This is a genomic window from Flavobacterium silvisoli, assembly GCF_004329815.1.
In the GTDB taxonomy this organism is placed as follows: domain Bacteria; phylum Bacteroidota; class Bacteroidia; order Flavobacteriales; family Flavobacteriaceae; genus Flavobacterium; species Flavobacterium silvisoli.
Genome location: NZ_SJPE01000009.1, coordinates 1 through 18,998, shown reverse-complemented (window position 1 = coordinate 18,998; position 18,998 = coordinate 1). Strand labels below are relative to the sequence as shown.

Annotated in this window: 10 protein-coding genes; 2 read left to right on the top strand and 8 right to left on the bottom strand. The window is 36.7% G+C overall.

Annotation, left to right across the window (positions count from 1 at the left end; all coding sequences use genetic code 11):
* Positions 1-100 precede the first annotated feature (100 nt).
* The 6 genes from EZL74_RS08485 to EZL74_RS08460 form a co-directional block, all read right to left on the bottom strand.
* A complete protein-coding gene (locus tag EZL74_RS08485; protein ID WP_131476181.1) occupies positions 101-3,133 on the bottom strand; it encodes a T9SS type B sorting domain-containing protein in 3,033 nt (1,010 codons plus the stop codon).
* A gap of 102 nt (positions 3,134-3,235) precedes the next feature.
* Positions 3,236-3,673, bottom strand: coding sequence for a hypothetical protein (locus tag EZL74_RS08480; RefSeq protein ID WP_131476180.1), 438 nt, complete (start codon positions 3,671-3,673; stop codon positions 3,236-3,238).
* Positions 3,674-3,844: 171 nt separating this feature from the next.
* Positions 3,845-4,369 carry a hypothetical protein gene (locus EZL74_RS08475; RefSeq protein ID WP_131476179.1) on the bottom strand — a complete coding sequence of 175 codons (525 nt, stop codon included), beginning with the start codon at positions 4,367-4,369 and terminating at the stop codon, positions 3,845-3,847.
* Between the two features lie 264 nt (positions 4,370-4,633).
* Positions 4,634-5,005, bottom strand: a complete 372-nt coding sequence (locus EZL74_RS08470; RefSeq protein ID WP_131476178.1) for a hypothetical protein — start codon at positions 5,003-5,005, stop codon at positions 4,634-4,636.
* 2 nt (positions 5,006-5,007) lie between these two features.
* Entirely contained in the window at positions 5,008-15,576 is a 10,569-nt protein-coding gene (locus tag EZL74_RS08465; RefSeq protein ID WP_131476177.1) for an RHS repeat-associated core domain-containing protein, read from the bottom strand.
* A gap of 113 nt (positions 15,577-15,689) precedes the next feature.
* On the bottom strand, positions 15,690-16,145 hold the full coding sequence (locus EZL74_RS08460; protein WP_131476176.1) for a T9SS type A sorting domain-containing protein: 456 nt from the start codon (positions 16,143-16,145) through the stop codon (positions 15,690-15,692).
* A gap of 546 nt (positions 16,146-16,691) precedes the next feature.
* Here EZL74_RS08460 and EZL74_RS13105 point away from each other — a divergent pair.
* Positions 16,692-16,895: a hypothetical protein gene (locus EZL74_RS13105; protein ID WP_154669982.1), complete on the top strand. Its 204-nt coding sequence runs from the start codon at positions 16,692-16,694 to the stop codon at positions 16,893-16,895.
* Here EZL74_RS13105 and EZL74_RS08455 read toward each other — a convergent pair whose 3' ends face one another.
* Positions 16,896-17,117, bottom strand: a complete 222-nt coding sequence (locus EZL74_RS08455) for a hypothetical protein (protein ID WP_131476175.1) — start codon at positions 17,115-17,117, stop codon at positions 16,896-16,898. It lies immediately after the preceding gene.
* 174 nt (positions 17,118-17,291) lie between these two features.
* Positions 17,292-18,050 carry a hypothetical protein gene (locus tag EZL74_RS08450; RefSeq protein WP_131476174.1) on the bottom strand — a complete coding sequence of 253 codons (759 nt, stop codon included), beginning with the start codon at positions 18,048-18,050 and terminating at the stop codon, positions 17,292-17,294.
* A gap of 689 nt (positions 18,051-18,739) precedes the next feature.
* On the opposite strand from EZL74_RS08450, the gene EZL74_RS08440 reads away from it, so the two are divergent.
* Positions 18,740-18,998: helix-turn-helix domain-containing protein (locus EZL74_RS08440; protein ID WP_154669977.1), on the top strand; the 259-nt coding region annotated here is incomplete at its 3' end.

The following is an 18,998-nucleotide window of genomic DNA, read 5'->3' as shown; positions in this document are numbered from 1 at the left end:
TGAGAAACAAAAATAATCACCTTAATTATATCTTCCTTTCAATTACCTACCGTATTGATAATATAAAAAAATCAATGATGGCTGATAGTATTAACCAAATTTATCGCAACAAAGAAAAATGCCCTTTGAGTAAAATACCACTTTGTCGTTTTACAACAAACCAATAATCATCAGCCGGAAGTTGCCTTCCATTTAAGGTACCATCCCAGCCAATGCTTTTTCCTTTAAAGCCGGTAATTATTTTACCATAGCGGTCAAAAATCAGCAGCTCCATGTTTGGCTCCATTTCGGATAATTTAACGCGCCATTCATCATGAACACCGTCTCCGTTAGGCGTAAAAAACTTAGGATACATAAGTAAATAAACAGCTTTCGTAGTATAACCACATCCTTTCTTGTCGTTAACATAAACCGTATACTCTCCGGATGACAATCCGCTAAAGACCGAGCTGTCCTGGTAATGAATTCCGTCTATCGAAAACTCATAATCTCCATCACCGGTATACCCTACAGTAATTATATTCTCATTATCGGTCCAGTCCTTAACATCAATATTGGTAATAGTGGCAGGATTTGAATTATTTACCACAAAATGGGTAGTGGTACTGCAAATTATCGTTCCGTAATCTTTGGTAACAGTTAAATAATAATTTCCTGCTGCAGTTATTACTGTAGATGAACTTGAGTCGCCATTAGACCAAGTATAACTTGAAAAACCAGCTGGAGCGCTTATGGTTTTTGAAGAACCATCACAAATTGTATAAGAATCATTCAAATTTAAAATAGGCTCAGCTTTAACTTGCAACTGAAAAGAGGTTGTTGCAAAACAAGTTGCGTTTAGCTTATTCTCTACCCGAACAACTATTGTTTGCGGATTTACGGTATTACTAAAAGAAGTATTCAAAGGATTAATTCCTGAATTGGCATCTGCTGCTGTAGCATGATAGCTTACCGAGAAATCACTTAACGTTTGTAACCCTAAAATCGTGGCAGTTTGCAATGATAAATCAAACGGTTCCTTCCCATCATTTCCGATATCGCAGGCATACAAATTATTGGGTTGGTATGCTACAGCCATTTTATACAAACCTATTTGAAATGAAGTTGTACTAAAACAGGTGTGGCTTTGATTATTTTCAACTCTTACGTAGATGGTTTGCGGGTTGCTGCTATTTTGATAATTTAAAGACAGCGCATTACTATTGGTATCAGCGTCATTTTGATTCAAATGATAACTTACCGTAAACTGATTACTATTTTGGGAGCCCAAAACTGTCGGGGTAAAAGCACCCAAATTAAAGATACCCAAACCATCATTTGAACTGTCATCACATACAAAACTAGAGGCTGGAGTAGTTGCGGTTGGTTTTTGAAAAAGTGTTACTGTAAAACTGGTTATTGCATAACATTTGGTATTGTTTAAATTATAAACTTTAGCATAAAACGTTGTTATACCAGCGGGCAAACTATAGTTTAGTGGCAATACATTAAAATGATTTGACGCATTAACAAGTGAACTAAAATAAGCTACCCCAAAAAGAGCCGTAGATTGACTTCCTAACAGGGTTCCGTTATGTTGTGATAAATCATAAGCTGCATTCAATGATGCACAGACAGACTGATTTGTGACAATGTTTGCCACGGTAGGAATGACAGAAATAGTAATTGTTTTTGATTTTGTTACAGCTCCATTTGGGCCCAAAGCTATTAACGTTACTGTATAATCTCCCGGATTGGCATACTGATGTGTTGGATTTAGAGTGTTGGATAAAGGACTGCCATCACCAAAATCCCAACTAACATTGTTTACATTTTGCGAAGTACTTATAGTAAATTGTGTTGAAGAGCCAAAACAAAGGTTTTCTGTTAAAAAAGAAGCATTAAAGTAAGACGTGATAAACGGCGGTAATCCTAATCTCGTCAATTTACCGGATGCCAGCGTTTGTCCTGCATGCACATAATTGCAGGCCAAACCGGCTGCATCCGGACTATTAATAACGCCTAAAGAAGCCACATAGGAAGTGGCACAGTAGATTTTATTATTCGGGGCCAATTGAAGAGCATACAGATAGTAGTCCTGATTAAAAAGTACAACTCTTGAATTTGGGATGTCCGGACTGGTCAGATCCAATTGGGCTAACTCCATTTTTAGAGTGGTACCAACTCTGTAGGTAGCGTAGAGTTTTTCGGAGTTAGGCGAAAATTCAACGCCATACCCTTGTACATTTGGAATTACTGTAAGTCCATTGGAGACAATCCCTGTAGTACCATCAAAGTCAAACAGTTCAACACCTCCTGTACCATAACTTAATTCTCCAACTACTGTACCATTTTGCTTATGAGAAATGGCCAGTTTGGTACCGTCAGGCGATGCCTTTAAATACCCAATAGCATTTCTACGGTACCCTAAGAGAGTTTGATTAGAACCCAAAGTAGAAATCACAGGAGTTGAGCTAACGCCCGAAGCTGTGACCTTAAAAGCATAAAAACGATTAATAAAATGGGTAATTACCCAATAACTACCATCTGCTTCATTTTTTATGGCAGTAATTTTTTCCGAACATTTATATTTTATTTCTTCTCCAGCTGGATTTGGATCATAGGTTACCAAATGATTATTTCGTGACGTTATATTTCCTATACTGCCATTACTTCCCATTACTGACAAATCTACTATAGAATAATTAAGACCGTTATTGCGACCGTCGTCATCTGTAGGGGTAACTCCACTATCGGTTTCTACATAATTTCCTGAAAAAGCATTTGGATATACAGCCGCATTTTCATGATGAGGCTCATCTACCGTAAAGATATAATATAAGTCAGAGCTCCCAGGTTGTGGCACTATAATACCTGATTGTGTGCTTGATGCGTCTCCATATAATTCTGTTCCTAAGCTAAAACTGCCATTAGGCATTTGAACATGATTTCTATCCCACACAGTGCGCCCATCAGTATAAAACAGTAAGTTTCCATTAACATCAGCAATAGAGCTGCAACCCTCGTCTGTATTAAGCTGCCCGTCTGATAATGGTGTAACACTACCATTCGTTTCAAATTTCAACCCGGCATTTTTACCAAAATACCAAACACTCGCTTCCTGCTGAGCAGAAGCGAGTGTTGTTAGCAGCATAAGTATAAATAGTTTTTTTTTCAAAATTTTAAACGCTCTGTAGTCCTTATATTTTACTGTTTCAAAAGTTTTATACTACTTTAGTCAGGTTACAAAGGTACTTTATAGCTTCTCAAAAACTAAAGCTTTGGCATCATAAACACCTTCAGCCATAAAATTTAAAGATTTCGGCGGGTCAAATTCTAAAGTAAAACCAGAGGAGGTAAGATTGGTAATTTTAGCCTCATCAAAAAGTTCACTGCTGACATGAATAACGTTATTGGAATTAAATGAATAATCAGAACCTCCAAAATTACTTATGCCGTTACAGTCCATATAATAATTATAGGTAACAATCTTTCGGTAATTAAATATCTCTGCATAATCTGTTTTGGTCGCACACATCCCAACATAAGGAATGACGGTTCCATCGGCCTTGATAATTGATTTATATTTCCATTTACCCACCATATTTTGAAAGGTAACCGGCAAAGAGGAATCATCACTTTTACTACAGGATAATAGTAGGGAAACTGCTAATAAGGTTATTATTTTTTTCATTTCATTTTATTTTAGTTTATATTATTTTAATTATCAATGCTGATTATATACTGTACAAATTATATTTATCAATGAATCTGCTTTCTAACATCTCTTGGTACTACATTTTGTTTTGCTATTGCAAAACCACAACCAGTATGCTCAAAAACTAAAGACTCTACGGAGCGGGTGTCATTTTACAAATACAATTGGAACTTCATTAGAAACAACTACACCACTGAATATTTCTACATTGTTTTCTCTTAATTCATCTATTTTAAATTTTGGCAATCGTGCTTTAAGTGTTTTTGAAACTGTAAGATATTGCAATTTAAAATTATACTTCTTTTGGGACTTAAATTTAAAATAAGATAGAAAGCTAGCATTTTCTACTTGATCATTATAGATTGGTAAAGATAAAATTGTTTTAAAGTATCTTGTCTCGTTTGGATGAAGTACAAAGGAATTTTTTCGGATAGCATTTGCAAATTCAAAATCAGCAATATCAGGATAACCCAGATCTTTTAATTTTGATTTTAGTTCTACAATTCTGTTAATTTCCGAATCAATACATTCGTTGTTCTTATTACTAAAATGATCACCAATAACGGTATAAGATTCAATTTTAGAATGATCATCAGACTCAATCACAAAGCAAATCCTGGCTTTTTTGAGGAAATCAGCAGAATTAAGTGTTTGAACTGAAAAAGTCTCCAACCCATCTTCATTTAAAACTAAAAAAAAGTTTTTCTTAGAATTATTGGTTATCTTAAACGTAATGATGTTTTTACCTTTTTCTTTTTTGTTATTTGTATTTGGTATTACTTCTTCATTTGCCTTATCTAAGGCACAAAGAATCTTTTCATTTACTATTTCTAACTTTAAATCCTCTGTTTTTTTTATCTTCTTGGCATGAAAATAAAAAAAATAAGATAAAAATAAAAATTGGTCTCTTCATATTATAAATTCATAATATCATGTTTAACTGGATTTACAAAAATTAATTAACGCTTTATTTAATTCTTCCTTAAATATTCCTATCATTTTCTTATCTTCATCAAAATCTTCAATTATAAAACTTCTGATAACTTTAGTATCAATTAAAATATAAAACTCTAATTGATCATAATGAATGTAAAATTCAAAATTCAAAGATTTATATTTAAAATAAAATACTATCATTAAATTTAAATTATCTTCATATTTCCCTCGAACCCCTTTATTCTTATGTTCCTCCATTCTAAAATTTGAAATCTCTTTGTTAGAAAAGATAATTTCAATTTCTCTTAAAACTTCTTTTTGGAACTGAATTACATTCTTGTTATTTAACTTGCTTGTTAACTCTAATTTCATAACTATTTAATTTTCGGTATTTTCCCTAAATCAATGTCAAAAATATGCTTCCATTTATTTCCAAATGTAAGTCTGAAAACTTGATTACCTCTTGTATGTGAAATGCCCAGTCTAAAATACCTCCCTCTGTTTAACCAAGGAGCAAATTCTTTAATATATGCACCCGCATATCTTGCCATCGGAGCTTTTAAAGCATTAAATCCTTCGCCCAAATAACTCAAGCCATTTTTAACGACTTTTCCTCCAGCAAAAAGTTCAAAAATTGTATTGTCTTGATTAGCAGCGCCAGTTGCCATAGCGTCACCCCTGAAGCCATATCCTCTAAGCCCCCCAAGTTCTCTATATTCTCCTTGAGAAATTGAGCCTATATATTCGACACTTGTTGAACTAATTATTTTTCCGTTACTATCATATAAATAATCAGTTGTATTGCCTCCATTATTATTTATTTGTTTTCCATTTTTATCATACCCATTATCATCATGCATCAAATCATTAAACCCTGCTACAATAAGACCTGTTGTAGCTCCTTGCCAAAAGTTCCCTCCTGCTAAAGCACTACCGGCACCACCCATTACGGCACTAAAAGCTAATGTCCCAATTGCGCCTGTTCCAGCGCCAAGACCTTCATGTACAATTGTTTTTGGTCCCCAAGCCCAATTATTCTCTGCAGAAAAACCTTCAGTTTCTGTAGTACCTCCTCCCCAAACACTGGCAGCTATACTACTCAAAGCCCCGGAAGCAAAACCAGCCCAAAACTTGCCTCCGGTTGCCGCTGCCAATCCGCCCTGGAATGCACCATGAGCTAATGCCGAGACCGCTGCTTTTGTCGAGAACCGTGCTATATTTTCACAGGCACTACCTATACCATAGGATACGGCAATACTAATACCTGTAACTATGGCATCTACAGCTACACGGCCCCAATTAATTGATTGGTGCATCAATAAGCTAGCAAATACAGATCCAAGAACCGGTATGCAGCTTACAAAGCTTGCAATATTTTCAAACATATTACCCGTAACATCAGTGTACTTCAATGGGTTGTTTACACAGTATCCATAACGGTTATAGTTTTGGGTGTTGTAAGGATCTTGAATATAGTTGTCCGCTTCTAAAAAACGATGCAGTTTGGGGTCATACAACCGGGCATTCATATTGATTAGCCCAACACTTTGCAAGTGTTCGTGCCCTGTATAACCTCTATCAAAGAACGTAAGTTGTGGCAGTGCATTACCGGCACCATCCTGAACTTTTACAATCCCCCCCCATGGGTCAAACAAGCGTTTTTCAACTACAGCAGCGGCAGCATTTGTAATGGCTAATATACTGCCTTGGTAATCCCTGTGCAAATAAAAATAATTTTGGGTAGTCCCATCGCTTTTTAAAACTACAGCAGCAGTATAGGCATCACCTCCTAAGTAAGTCATAAACTCTACTGCAACCGGTGTGGTAGTATCACTAGCGGCAAACGTGGCTTTAATTTCCATACTGCCATCAGCACTGTAATATTTGCGATAAGGTTTACTTAACTTGTCTGCACTGGTATTTCCATAATACATTACAGAACGTTCCTGAAAAGCATTGTACCCAAAATTAATCAGGTCTATTCCCTGCTCTTCAATTTTAACAGGGGCTTTAAATGCGTTATACGCTATGTCCTGCAAAGGCCTGTCGGCATAATAAGTCTTAGCCTCAGGGGTCATGACAATACTGTTGTTTTGATAAGGATGGGTTGAGTCATAGCCATACTGACCAACATTATTATTCACAATCCTGCCTCTTTCGTCATAATCTTGTCTGTTAATCGCAATGCTATCAATTTTTAAATTATCTAAATAAAAAGTAGCATTGGTATAAGAAGGTACTGTTGTTATGGTACCATCCGGGTTTTCTTCAATTATATATTCCGGGTCACTTCCGCCATTGTCCTGACCTTCAGCAACAAATTTCAAACTCAACTTTACATTTAAAAAATTATCGCTAACGGTATACTCAAAGTCAAAAGCACCATTATCTGACAATTCCATTATTGTAAATTCATTATAAGATATACCGTCATCAAGATCTGTTTCTACCATTACCAACCTTGTTACAGTTCCGTTTAATAATGTTAAACCGGAAATATCTCCTCTGATCCTAAACTTATCACCGGCAGCGGCATTAATATTGAGCGCTCTGTTTGCAGAAGCTACAGAGTGTTTTAACACTACTTTTAGTTTACTTGTTACATTTGAAACAGACCCCTGAGAGCTGGTACCACTAAAAGTAAACCCATCAGTTGTAGTATTAAAGGGTAGTGTCATTAAATTTGAAGAAGTGCCTTCCCAAGTTACTAAGTGGTCAAGTGCATCGTAAGTAAATTTCTCTTTGACATCAAATTGACTGTTAAAACGACTTTTAAGATTCCCCAAGATAGGATCAAATTCGTTATTCAATGTCAATATGATTGAAGTGGAGTTTAAGAGATATTTATTGGAAAAACTATAACCATAAGCGTCATAGGTATTAATTACTGAAATTCCATTGCCCATTACAGCGTTGGTCAACTGGTTGCGGGCATTTATTGAATTGGTTTTCCACAATACGTTTTGGGTTACATTATCCTTAAAGCCGGTAAAATAGCCATTATTACCTGAATAAGTATGTTTTATTACTTTACTGCTGGTTTTTCCAAATGCAGTAGCAGTATTAGTTTCGGTATCTATTCGGCTAAAATTATCAAACGTCAATTGCTTAGCGAATACCGCCGTGCCTGAGGGTAATAGGTTTTGCGTTTCTTCGGTTTTATATAAACGTCGTTGAGAGTCATAAGTATAAGCAAAAGCACTATCTCCGTCGTTTGGATTACTAACCGTCATCGAATCCAACAACTTAGTGGTAGTATTGTAATTATAGGTACTCACAATGTTGGTAGCATCCGCTGTTGTCAAACCTTGTATAGATTTTGTAAGCACCCTGCCACTCAAACCGTCATAAGTATATGTAGTTACGCCTTTTGGGGCTCCTTCAGTCTTAATTTCTCCATAAGCATTGTAACTGTAGGTATAGGTTCCTGACGAACTGTCTACTAAAGTTAATTTTCTGCCCCAATTATCATAAGTCATGGTAGTCTTAATCCCTCCATAATTAGATTCTAACAAATTACCATCGGCATCATAGGTATAGTTTATGGTTCCACCCGGTGTATCGGTGGTGGTGGTGGTTTGCCCATTAGCATCAAAAGTTTTAGACTTACTCATTACAGAATCCGCCACAACTACTGTTAATCCGTTATAGGTAGTATTTACTATTTTTCCGGTAAATGAGGTCGTTCGTATGGGTCTGCTGTAATCGTCATAAGCATAAACTGTCCATTGTGATGGTGACGAAGAGTCAAAATAGGGTTCACTGGTGCGTAATTTTCGACCATAATTATCATACTCGGTTTTAACAAAAGTCCAGGTGCCATTTAGGTTCTTGCTTCCTTTGCGAACTTCTCTGGCCAAAACATCCTGATCTACAACAGAACTACTGCCATCCGAAAGACCTCCTGAGGTGGTCTTGGTTACTGTGGTAGTATAAATGTTATTTGCTCTGGTATAGGTGTAATTTGTCTTAAGACTCAACGAATTATCGGTAGTATTAATTAGTTTTCCCCAGTTATCATAAACATTGGTAATCGTTTGGTTAAAAGGGTCTTTTGTGACTAATGCAGTTCCGTAAAGCGGATGAAAACTCATGTTGGTACTTACCAATAACTCGGCATCAGTGGTTGTGCTTATAAACCTATTAGTTGGATCGTAAGTATAAGAAACTTTCCTTGGGGTCACATCATTAATTCCCACAGTAGTTCCTGTAGCACTAATCTCTTTATCTTTTAATAACCCATTAGGGTAATAGGTCATTTTTTCAACCATAGTTACAGGATCTACTGTCCCATCAGACTGATAAACATTTTTGTCTGTTTCAGAAATATTTCCGTTAAGATATGTATAGGTCTCACTCGTTTTTTTTGTATCCTGATAAGCAGTAGTTGTAGTGGTGGTTTTATGAGGTCTTCCTATATAATAATCACTGCCACTTCCAAAACTAGACGGGTCATATTCTGTTACTGTTGTTGTGGTTCCTTGTAATGTAGTACCCACATAATTATTATTGGTAACACTTATTGGCAGATTTTCTGAATTATAACTGTTATATACTGTTTCTTTAACAATTCCCGTTATATAATCTGTGCTTTTTTGATTTTGTAACAGTATTGCGTAAGGGAAAACATTTGGCGCAGGGCTGTTAAAAACATTCTCGGTTTTACTCATTAACCCGGTTGATAAATTTGTCGGAAAGGAGAAATCAGTGGCATTTGGCAGTAATGTATAAGCAACTTTAGTAGCCCCTCTGAGCAGTGGATCTAATTCAGTTACCGACCAGGTTTTTTTATCAGATGGATTGTTATACCATGCACATCGCGCCACTTTCTTAAATCCAATCGCTCCTACACCATCCAGCTGAACTATGTATCCATTGTACTTAAACTCCTGAGTTCTTGTAATACCTAAAGAAATATTTTTAAGTTTAGAAACTAATTTATTACCAAATGCCTGCTTTATTTCTATGGCAGGATAATTAACTGAATTATTAGAAGAATAAAAATCAGAAGCAACACCCAAACCTCCGTTAACACCACTGCTCTCCATTGGTGCATACGAAATTTCGTCTACTATGCCACCGTTGGATTGGGTAACCTTTTTAAGTGAATTTTCATAGGTTACATTCTTAACAAAATCTATATAGGTAATTCTTTTAGCAAAACTATTTCCTCTATGGAAGCGAATGACCAACATATCACTTGATAATCCTTTATACTTTAGGTCAGCCACTAAAACTATTGGAACACTATTGTCATCGTTATTATGGCCATCCGTTTGGCTGTAGGCATTGATAAAATCTTGACTGCCGTTAGCATTATTGCCTAAATTATTAACATAAGTATAGATTTTCCACCGCGAATCTATATCAGTAGAATCCCAAAAAGAGCCCGTAAAGTAAAGTCCCACAGCTGCTTTTACTACATCTGATTTACCATCTTTATTAATATCAAGAACATAATAGGAAAAGTAATCATCACCAGTCTGCTTAAAATAATCCGACATTGTATGCGTTTCTTTTGTAAAGAATTGCCCCCCTGACGGATTAGGGTTGCTATAGTACACATCCCACTTATTAAGGTTAGGGCACTCTATAGCGGGACTTATGATAACAACTTGCCCACTTGAATTTATGGTTGTAATTGCAGGTCTTGGATGGCAATCGCCATCAGCTTGGGGTATCATGATGTCTGGTTTTCCGTCACCATTATAATCTCCAAGTAAAAAAGGTTTGCCTGCTTTATAACTATCTAAGACACCCTGTCCCAGAACTTCAACTTCTACCCATGGTGAAACAGTAAGCTGATTAAAAGAGTATACTTTATAGGACTTATCAGCTTTAACAAATAAAATATCTGATTTACCATCACTATTATAATCCCCTACCATCACTTTGTCATCAGTATTTCGTGAAAGCCCCAAACCATTTAATATAGCAACCCCCGGGCTTCCAACTGTTGTAGAAGCATTATTATCAAGATTAACCATTAGTAATTGAGTTGGGACAGTACTTATAGTTTCGTGCTTTAAAGAGCATTGACATGTTTCCTCTGAATTATTTTCCGAGGTTCTGAGACTAACACATTTGGTAGGATCAATTCCATAATCATATGATTCATAATATGTAGCAACGATTACTTCGGTAATTCCGTCACCATTAAAATCACCTTCATAATAATTTACGTATTTTTTTTTGCTATTGTCACAAAAATTGGCATTAGCATCGGAATATCCCTCACATTCATTTGAACAAGACGCTGAATTGTCCATTGGTATAGTTTTCGTATATTCTTGTACAACGGTATTAGTATCTTGATGATAATCATAATATTTAAACACCACCGAATTTATGTTCAGCTTAGCACCAATTATGGTTTGTGACTGGTTTAATTTATTATTTTTTAATGTCGTTGCAATTATTTTTTTACCTTGTATTAAAGGTAAAATAACTGGAGGAATTGCAGCATTCAAAAATGTTTTAAGATACATTTTGTCACTCGTTACAATATCTAACTTACCATCGCCATCAAAATCGCCTGTAAGTTCTGGTGTATCAACAACTGCATAATTGTCTGCGTATATTTTTGTAGTTTCGTTTACTACATCCTCAGTACTGTTGTATTCAAAGGCTATAGGATTTGCTCCTTCTCCGGCACTATTAAACTCCTGAATTTTGGCTACTCTTTGATATCCTAATTGTGAATCCGTAGAATGAGTTAATCTGTATTCCTTAAACAAATTACCATTCGTATAGACTTTTATCTTTTTTAACAGTTCTGATTTTTCAACTAATACTCCCTTAAAATAAGCTTTTTCTGTCTTTGCAGCTGCAGTATAATTAAATTTAATATAATTCAAAGGTGTTGAATTACCATTAATGTTGGCACTGAATTGTATGGTATCAATACAAAGTCCTTTATTCAATGGTTTACTGTAATTATATAAAATAAAATTCCCTTCAACATCTTCAAATCTGACGATATAGTAAGCAGATAAATCTGTGGCATTCATACCGCCATAATTACCATACCAAGAACGGGATCCATCCGGTGATGTTACAATAAAATACATGTTTGTCCCTGACCCTATCAATTGTATTTTATTATTACTTTGCACTTCGGTTTCATATAATGATCCATCTGCCCAATAATTCGAGCTTGATTTAACTAATAATCGCTGTCCATCGAGAACTAATTTATCGTTGGTATCAAAATCAACCCCGTCTTTAAAACCATCAATATCAAATCGTGAGGCTACCCTTTTGATGCAGGAAATACTGTTAATGTCCCAACCTTGCCCGGCTATCCCATCATTTTGCCCGCTGGAATAAACTAAATTTATGGTTGGACCAACACTTGAAATACTTGGCGGCAAGGCTATTGGTAAAGTATAAACAGCCTGACCGGAATTAGAAACTTCCAATTTCCCTTGTGTATCATGATAAGAGGGCGTAGAAGAAATTCCGGTGCTATTGGGATCTCCTGCTGTATTATTTGGATCTCCACCTGAATTATCAGGTTCAGTAATAATTATTGTCAGTTGATAAATACTTGCACATGGGGCTGACGGTGTAAATGTATAGGTTGTCGTTGCCAAATTATTCAGCGCTGGTGACCATGTTCCGGTTATTCCTTCTAAAGAAGTTGTAGGCAACGGATTTAGAATCGTTCCTCGTTCCGTCGGAGGTACATTATTAAATGTGACAACTGTAGAATTTACAAGTATTGTTAAGGTTGTACTAACAGCACCTTGTGACGAGTCAGGTGTAAATGTATAGGTAGTGGTAACGGTATTATTTAAAGCTGGGGTCCATGTCCCTGTGATTCCATTTGTAGATGTCGTTGGCAAAGGAGCCAAAGCGCCTCCACTGCAAATTGGTGCTATTGGATTAAATGTTGGTGTGATATTCCCTGGATAAACAGTAATCGTTAATGACGCTGTTGTCGCACAAATGCCTGCATAAGGTGTAAATGTGTATGTTGTTGTTACAGTATTATTTAAAGAAGGTAACCATGTTCCGCTTATACCATTATTAGAAGTTGTTGGTAACGGCAGTAAAGTCCCTCCTGAAAAAATTGGGGAAATTGGAGTAAATGAAGGTGTTACTTGAGGATTAACAGTAATGGTAAGTGTCGTAGTTGTTGCATTTTGACTTGAATTCGGAGTAAAAGTGTAGGTGGTAGTTGCTAAGTTGTTAAGAGCTGGTGACCAACTTCCGGTAATCCCATTGTTTGATTGAATTGGCAAAGGACTTAATACACCACCTGCACAAATAGGATCAACCTGAGTAAAGGTTGGAATGAGTAAACTATTTACAGCGAACGAATTTGAAATGGCACTTATCAATCCCTGATAAATTGCCGTTAAGAAAAACCCTGTTCCTCCACTGATAGGTGTAATAGAGTTAAATGTATAAACCCCATTACTAAATGAACTAGGTACTATAGGAGTAGTACTTAAAGGTCCTGAACTGGTTAATGAAACGGTATTCATTTGATCTAAATCAATACTGCCAAAACTATCCTTTGCAATAACAGTAGGTGAAGGACTGATAACAGTTCCTTCAAATAGTCCGGAAGTAGGCTGTTGTTCAAAAACCAATCGGTCAGCGATGACGGTTACTTTATTAATATCACCTGTAATTTTTGAAGCAGCTCCACCCCCATTTACAGCGGCGAATCTTGACCCTGTCGCTTTAGCCGTAACGGAAGCTATTGTAAATTGCATTTGTTGGTTATCAATAACATTTGGCTTAAACGTAACTCTAAGATTGATAGCTATCTTATCATTATCCGGAGCAACAATCTCATTAGAAAGCCCAGTAAAGGTTATAGTTGAAGAACCATTAACCAAAACAGCTTGTCCCAAGGGAGTGTTTGAACTAAATAACCTTGCGGAAAGAATGTTATCCGGATTGGCTACATTGAATGTAATAGCTGTTAATTCTGTCGGCAAAGTATCCGCGTCAGAAAGTGAAGCTCCTCCATCCCGCACATAAAATCCCATAACACCGGTACATCCATTAATTCCGGAGGTAGAATTAGACAATACGGTGCCTTGAAATAACTGATAGTTTATAGTATCATTATTACTGGTTGCTGAGGAACTGTTGAGTACAACATCACTCGACATATTAGCAGTAATATCGGCTGTTAAACCAGTCGGCTGTTCCAAACTATAATTGGCAGAACTAGCGCCATTTAGGGAATATCCAACTATAGTAATCGTTTTTCCGGCACCAACTAAAGCATCAGCAAAAGTAGCTGTTGCTCCACTGGTTACCAATGTTACCGTTGCACTATCACTCGCAAGTAATCCATTCAAAATACCGCTTCCGCTTAATTGAGCGTTGGTAGTACCATCACACACTTTATTCAAAACTGTTATACCACTGATGGTAAGCCCCAATTTAGTCACAGAACTAGCTATTGTAGGCACATTAACCATAAGTCCATCATTACTACTTGTCACGGTAACATTTCCTGAATAAATTCCATATGCGTTTCCACTAAGTCGAACATAAATTGTAGTTGTATTTATGGTGCCTGAACTTGGATTAAGCGTTTGAGAAAAGGCGTAGCCTGTAGCTCCTCCCACAGTTTTTGAAATTTCAAAACCGGTTGGAGCTGTAATAATAAGGTTATCTGTAAGGTTTGATGCTCCAACAGTAAAACTGGTATAGGAACTTACAGTTCCATAAACTGTGGTCAAAGCCGAAAGCGTTCCGGATGTGGTAATGGTTGGTACTACTAAAGTAGTCCCATTAGCTGATGGACTGGCAGCTGTTACATATCCATCACCATTTTTAGCAAATGTCTTAAACGTATAAGTTGTTGTTGGTACTAATCCAGTTACTGTCTTTGTTCCCCAAGCTGTGGCTGATTGATAAACAGCTGTAGCGCCAAGAGTTCCATTAGTCTGAACATATGTTCCGGTAGAAGTTTCATAAATAGCATAAGTAGTTATTACCGAATTAGTATCATTTCCGATAGCAACATGCAAAGAAGTTCCTGAAGGACTATTAACAGTGGGAACAGTAGGTGTAGCGGCTAAAGTATAAAAGGTATAGACCGATCCATAGCCTGTTAAACCAGTGCTTTTTGTAGCATAAGCTGCGTAAGAATACTGAATGTTAGGTAACAATACCGTTCCCGAAGAATTTGTGAAACTACCTGTATTGGCATTAGGGCTTGACGATGATATAGTAACAACTCCTGAACCTCCAAAAGTAGGATTTGGATTACCGGAAGTCGCCGAGTAAACTGTTCCCGTTGCAATAATTTCAGAACCTCCTGTAGCAGTTACATTTCCTGCAAAAAAAGCTGAAGTACTGGTAACATTATCCACAGTAGTAGTCTTTAATGTTGGCGCTGTTTCGGTTCCAATTAGTTTAACATCGTCAATTCGTATTGAAGTTGTTCCGGTTTTAACAAATCGAATTTTCAATCCATTAATCTGAGCATCCGATGAGAGTGATAATGATTTAGCTTGATACCATCCGGTTCCTGCAGTGGCTGCTTCATTAAATAAAGCACTTGATGTATTAGCCAAGGTAACCCATGTATTGCCATTCCAATAATCAACCGAAAAGGTAGCATGAACCGAAGCGGCTTCTTTTCTATAACCATATTGAATAACTATTGAAGTATAATTTGAAGCATTAATCCCTTCTATAGAGAAACCATAAGCTCCCGCACTTGAAGAAAAAAACACATTACCACCTCCTGAAGCAGTTGCATAGGAACTCGACGGGTTAGTAACTCTTACATCGGCAGAATTAACTTGTCCCCCATTAGAATAGGATAATGTTGTGCTATTTTGAAAAGTATTGGAGGTTATTGCAGTATTTGCAGTAGGAGTCCCCATATTTTCCAATAAAATATTTTGTGCCCATAAACTTGAAAAAGAAATTATTAATAATAGGGTTGTAAATTTTGCTCTCATGTTTTTCTTTTAATTTTTCACTTTTAAATTGAATAATCCTAAGCATCACAGTTACAAAGAAGCAATCAAATCTTTAGTAATGCACATGCTCAATTACTTTAACCAATTTTGGTTTAATGCTTTATAATTTTCAATGATTTTTGTTCACCATTACTGTAATTCAAAACCAAACTGTAGATGGCTTGTGGCAAATCTCGAAACGAAATGGCATAGGTGTTAGTACTCTCAAGTTTATCGAACTTTTGAATAAATTGTCCGTTTAGTGTATATAACTGCATGGATAAGACTTTGGTGTCATTAACTAGTTGCCAACTTAAATAAAGTTCTTCTTTAACAGGATTAGGGTAATATTTAATATCATCATAGATATCTGCTTTAATAAAATCAGACTCTACAATATCGTTAGCATCTTTAACAGGTTTTGAACTTTGTCTATCACCATTCGTATCAATTAGATAACGCTTTATCTGATTACCCGCAGCATCATAATCAAACACAATATTATCCATAGTTTGACCAATAGAACTGAAAACAGTTAGCAAAAAAAGAAGTGAAAAATAATTTTTCATAAAATAGTTTTTAAAAAATTTAAATCATTTGTAAAATAAGTACTGCTTCATTATTTGATATAATAAACCACAGCATTAAAATTCACATAGTGAACTTCAGATGTATTATTATAGAAATTAAAAAATGGTAATTTTCGCGAACTAAATATTTTGAATCAAACATTACATCCAAAACATTTTAACCTCGGGTTCAGGTTAGTTTTGAAAGTCTGCACGAAAATTTATAAAACTACAGAGGTGGTATTTTTAGTTTTAATTAACACGAAAATAGACAATTAATTTTAATAAAAAAATGTTTTGAACAATTTTACATACAAATAATAAAAAATTACAATGGATATAAAAACAAGTATATGTCGCAGTCAACAGCAATAACCTAACTATTTAACAAACGAGAAAAGTTTCATTATCGTCACAACTTGTGATTACCGGTCGAATTAAACCATTTTTTTAACTAATAAAAAAGTTCAGTACAGAAATACAATCTGACACAGAGAATTCTAACAATTTCAATCCACCTCATCAAAGTCTGTAAGCATCCTTTAAATGAAAAAGCCCAACCGTTTACAGTTGGGCCTTAACAAAAACTACTTCCTGAACTTCCTGATAAGCAACTTTAACAGTAAAGTCAGAAAGAAACTGACCAGAGCGCCTACGGCAGCTAAAAGTACAGTTCGCACTAAATCAGCCGAGTTGATATTGGGCAGCATGCTCAATAAAGTACCCCCGGCTGTTCCCGCCAGAGTCTGACTATTGAAGGTCATCCTCTTCCTCAGCTATGGTCAGCTGACTCACGGCCGTCATAACACCACCGGCCACGGTCAAATAACCGCCTGCCGTCAGTACCGCAACCGGTAAAGCCACTGGAGCAGCCAGCAAACTGCCGCCAACAGCCGTGAGAACCAAACCGATAGTGCGCAGCACTCTGAAAAATTTAGGGGTGGGTGCGTTAACCCGTTTAATTACATTCATGATAGTACATTTAATAATGAATAAATCTGTTTTCAGATCAAAATCGTTTCCCTCAGTCCCGGAGAACTGCCTCTTTACACTCATGATATTGGCTAAGTTCGCAACTGAAACTTGACACCCTTTAAATACAGGACACCTCCAAAACATCGGGAAACAATTCTGGGCAACTAAAGACTACACCCCTCCGTCAACCTTTACAATCGATAACGGATTGTAAGCACCGTTTTTCAACGGATACAGCTCCCCGTTAACCTCTTGATAAAACTCTATGCCCAAAACAAGGAACAATGGTTTAGTCGAATTGGCGCTAACGGTATTGGTCTGACTGATAGCTGCAGTAATCACTGCATCCCAAGGTAAAGCAGCAGTTTCCGAAGTAGCCACCACAAAGGCACCTGCTTCAAAATCAACTTCAGCTCCACCCGAAATCACTTTGAAATGCGTAGTGCCCTCAGGTGCTGCCACCATGTTTTGAGGTACAAAAGCATCCAAATCAACAGTGATGCTGCCGGTCGCACGGTCAATGGTACCCGTGACAGGCACATACAAACTGTTGCTCAGCTTCCCGCGAATGTTAAACTCAAAACCGGTCAGCAACTCCGACTCTCCGTCAATAACGTTGCGCAACCCCCTTGGGCTGACAACATCAGTCTGTATGACCTTCATCATCGATTGCGTCAAACGACTCACCATTCGGCTGTCGGCAGAGTTGATGAGCAACGGCCGCAAAGCCATGCGCAAAAGTTTACCGGCCTTACCGGCTCTTCCAAATTCCGACCCGTTCTCTCGGGTACGTTGAAAAGCAGGATCATTCGCAATTCGATTGCCATCAACCCCTCCTTTCTCTTTAATCAGGAATCCATCCTGAGTTTTATAAAAAGTAACATCTCCAATGGTACCTTTCACTTTAAATATGCCCTTTTGTTTGGCCATGATTTCTAAGTATTAAAAAATTGGTGTATCGGAATGTTAAGGTACACTCCCTCAAACCTCATAATTCAAATCGCGATGCATCTGTAACCGAATTACACCACAAAGCTTTGAAATAAAAGGCATTAGAAAAAATAAGCCTGACCAAAAAGGACCAATTAGGAATAATAGATACACTTTTATCCCATGACAAAAACAAAATTTGTAATAATTATTCTATAAATTTGTTTACCCTCTTACAAAGGGTACAGGAGTAAAAACGCAAACAAACCACTATGAAACAAGAATGGAAAAGAATTTGCATTTACCCGAAAGACGTTCAGCGCATTACAGGTAGAAGTTACCGGTACTCCCGGTTACTGCTTATCGAAATCCGGAAACACTGCAACAAAGAGCCCCACCACTTGGTGGCAATCGAAGAGTTCTGCGAATACACCGGACTAAAGCTACACCACGTATATCCGCTGATCCAAGGGTAATAATCTTTCTCCGCCATCAGAGAATAAAACCCCTGCACAAAGTCAACACCTGTTCACTAACCTCTACAATACTTGAACAAGATCCATCAAAAAACCAATCAACCATCACTCTTTCCATCTATCATCTATCCATCTATCATCTATCCATCTATCATCTATTATCTGTCTTGTCCTTGTCTTGTCCTAAAATAGCTATACACTAAAAAAGTGTATATGGAAAACCCTGCACAAGAGATTTATGCTTCACGGGAGCACAAACAGAGCCGTTATGACAAACGCTTGATTTTAAAAATTGTCAAAGAAGTTGAACAAGGATTGCCTAGAAAAGAAGCTACCCGGATTTATGGATTAGGAAAAGCATCGTTAGATGGTTGGATGAGGGATTATGGTTCACCCGAATATCAAGAAAAAATCAAACGCAGGAGTTATACAAACCTTCAAAAACGTACTATTGTTACAGCTATAGAACAAG

What these genes read in the sequence shown, in the direction of transcription:
- EZL74_RS08485 (WP_131476181.1), bottom strand. Translation starts at nt 3,133, where the DNA reads ATGCTGCTAACAACACTCGCTTCTGCTCAGCAGGAAGCGAGTGTTTGG.
- EZL74_RS08480 (WP_131476180.1), bottom strand. Translation starts at nt 3,673, where the DNA reads ATGAAAAAAATAATAACCTTATTAGCAGTTTCCCTACTATTATCCTGT.
- EZL74_RS08470 (WP_131476178.1), bottom strand. Translation starts at nt 5,005, where the DNA reads ATGAAATTAGAGTTAACAAGCAAGTTAAATAACAAGAATGTAATTCAG.
- EZL74_RS08465 (WP_131476177.1), bottom strand. Translation starts at nt 15,576, where the DNA reads ATGAGAGCAAAATTTACAACCCTATTATTAATAATTTCTTTTTCAAGT.
- EZL74_RS08460 (WP_131476176.1), bottom strand. Translation starts at nt 16,145, where the DNA reads ATGAAAAATTATTTTTCACTTCTTTTTTTGCTAACTGTTTTCAGTTCT.
- EZL74_RS13105 (WP_154669982.1), top strand. Translation starts at nt 16,692, where the DNA reads ATGAAAAAGCCCAACCGTTTACAGTTGGGCCTTAACAAAAACTACTTC.
- EZL74_RS08455 (WP_131476175.1), bottom strand. Translation starts at nt 17,117, where the DNA reads ATGAATGTAATTAAACGGGTTAACGCACCCACCCCTAAATTTTTCAGA.
- EZL74_RS08450 (WP_131476174.1), bottom strand. Translation starts at nt 18,050, where the DNA reads ATGGCCAAACAAAAGGGCATATTTAAAGTGAAAGGTACCATTGGAGAT.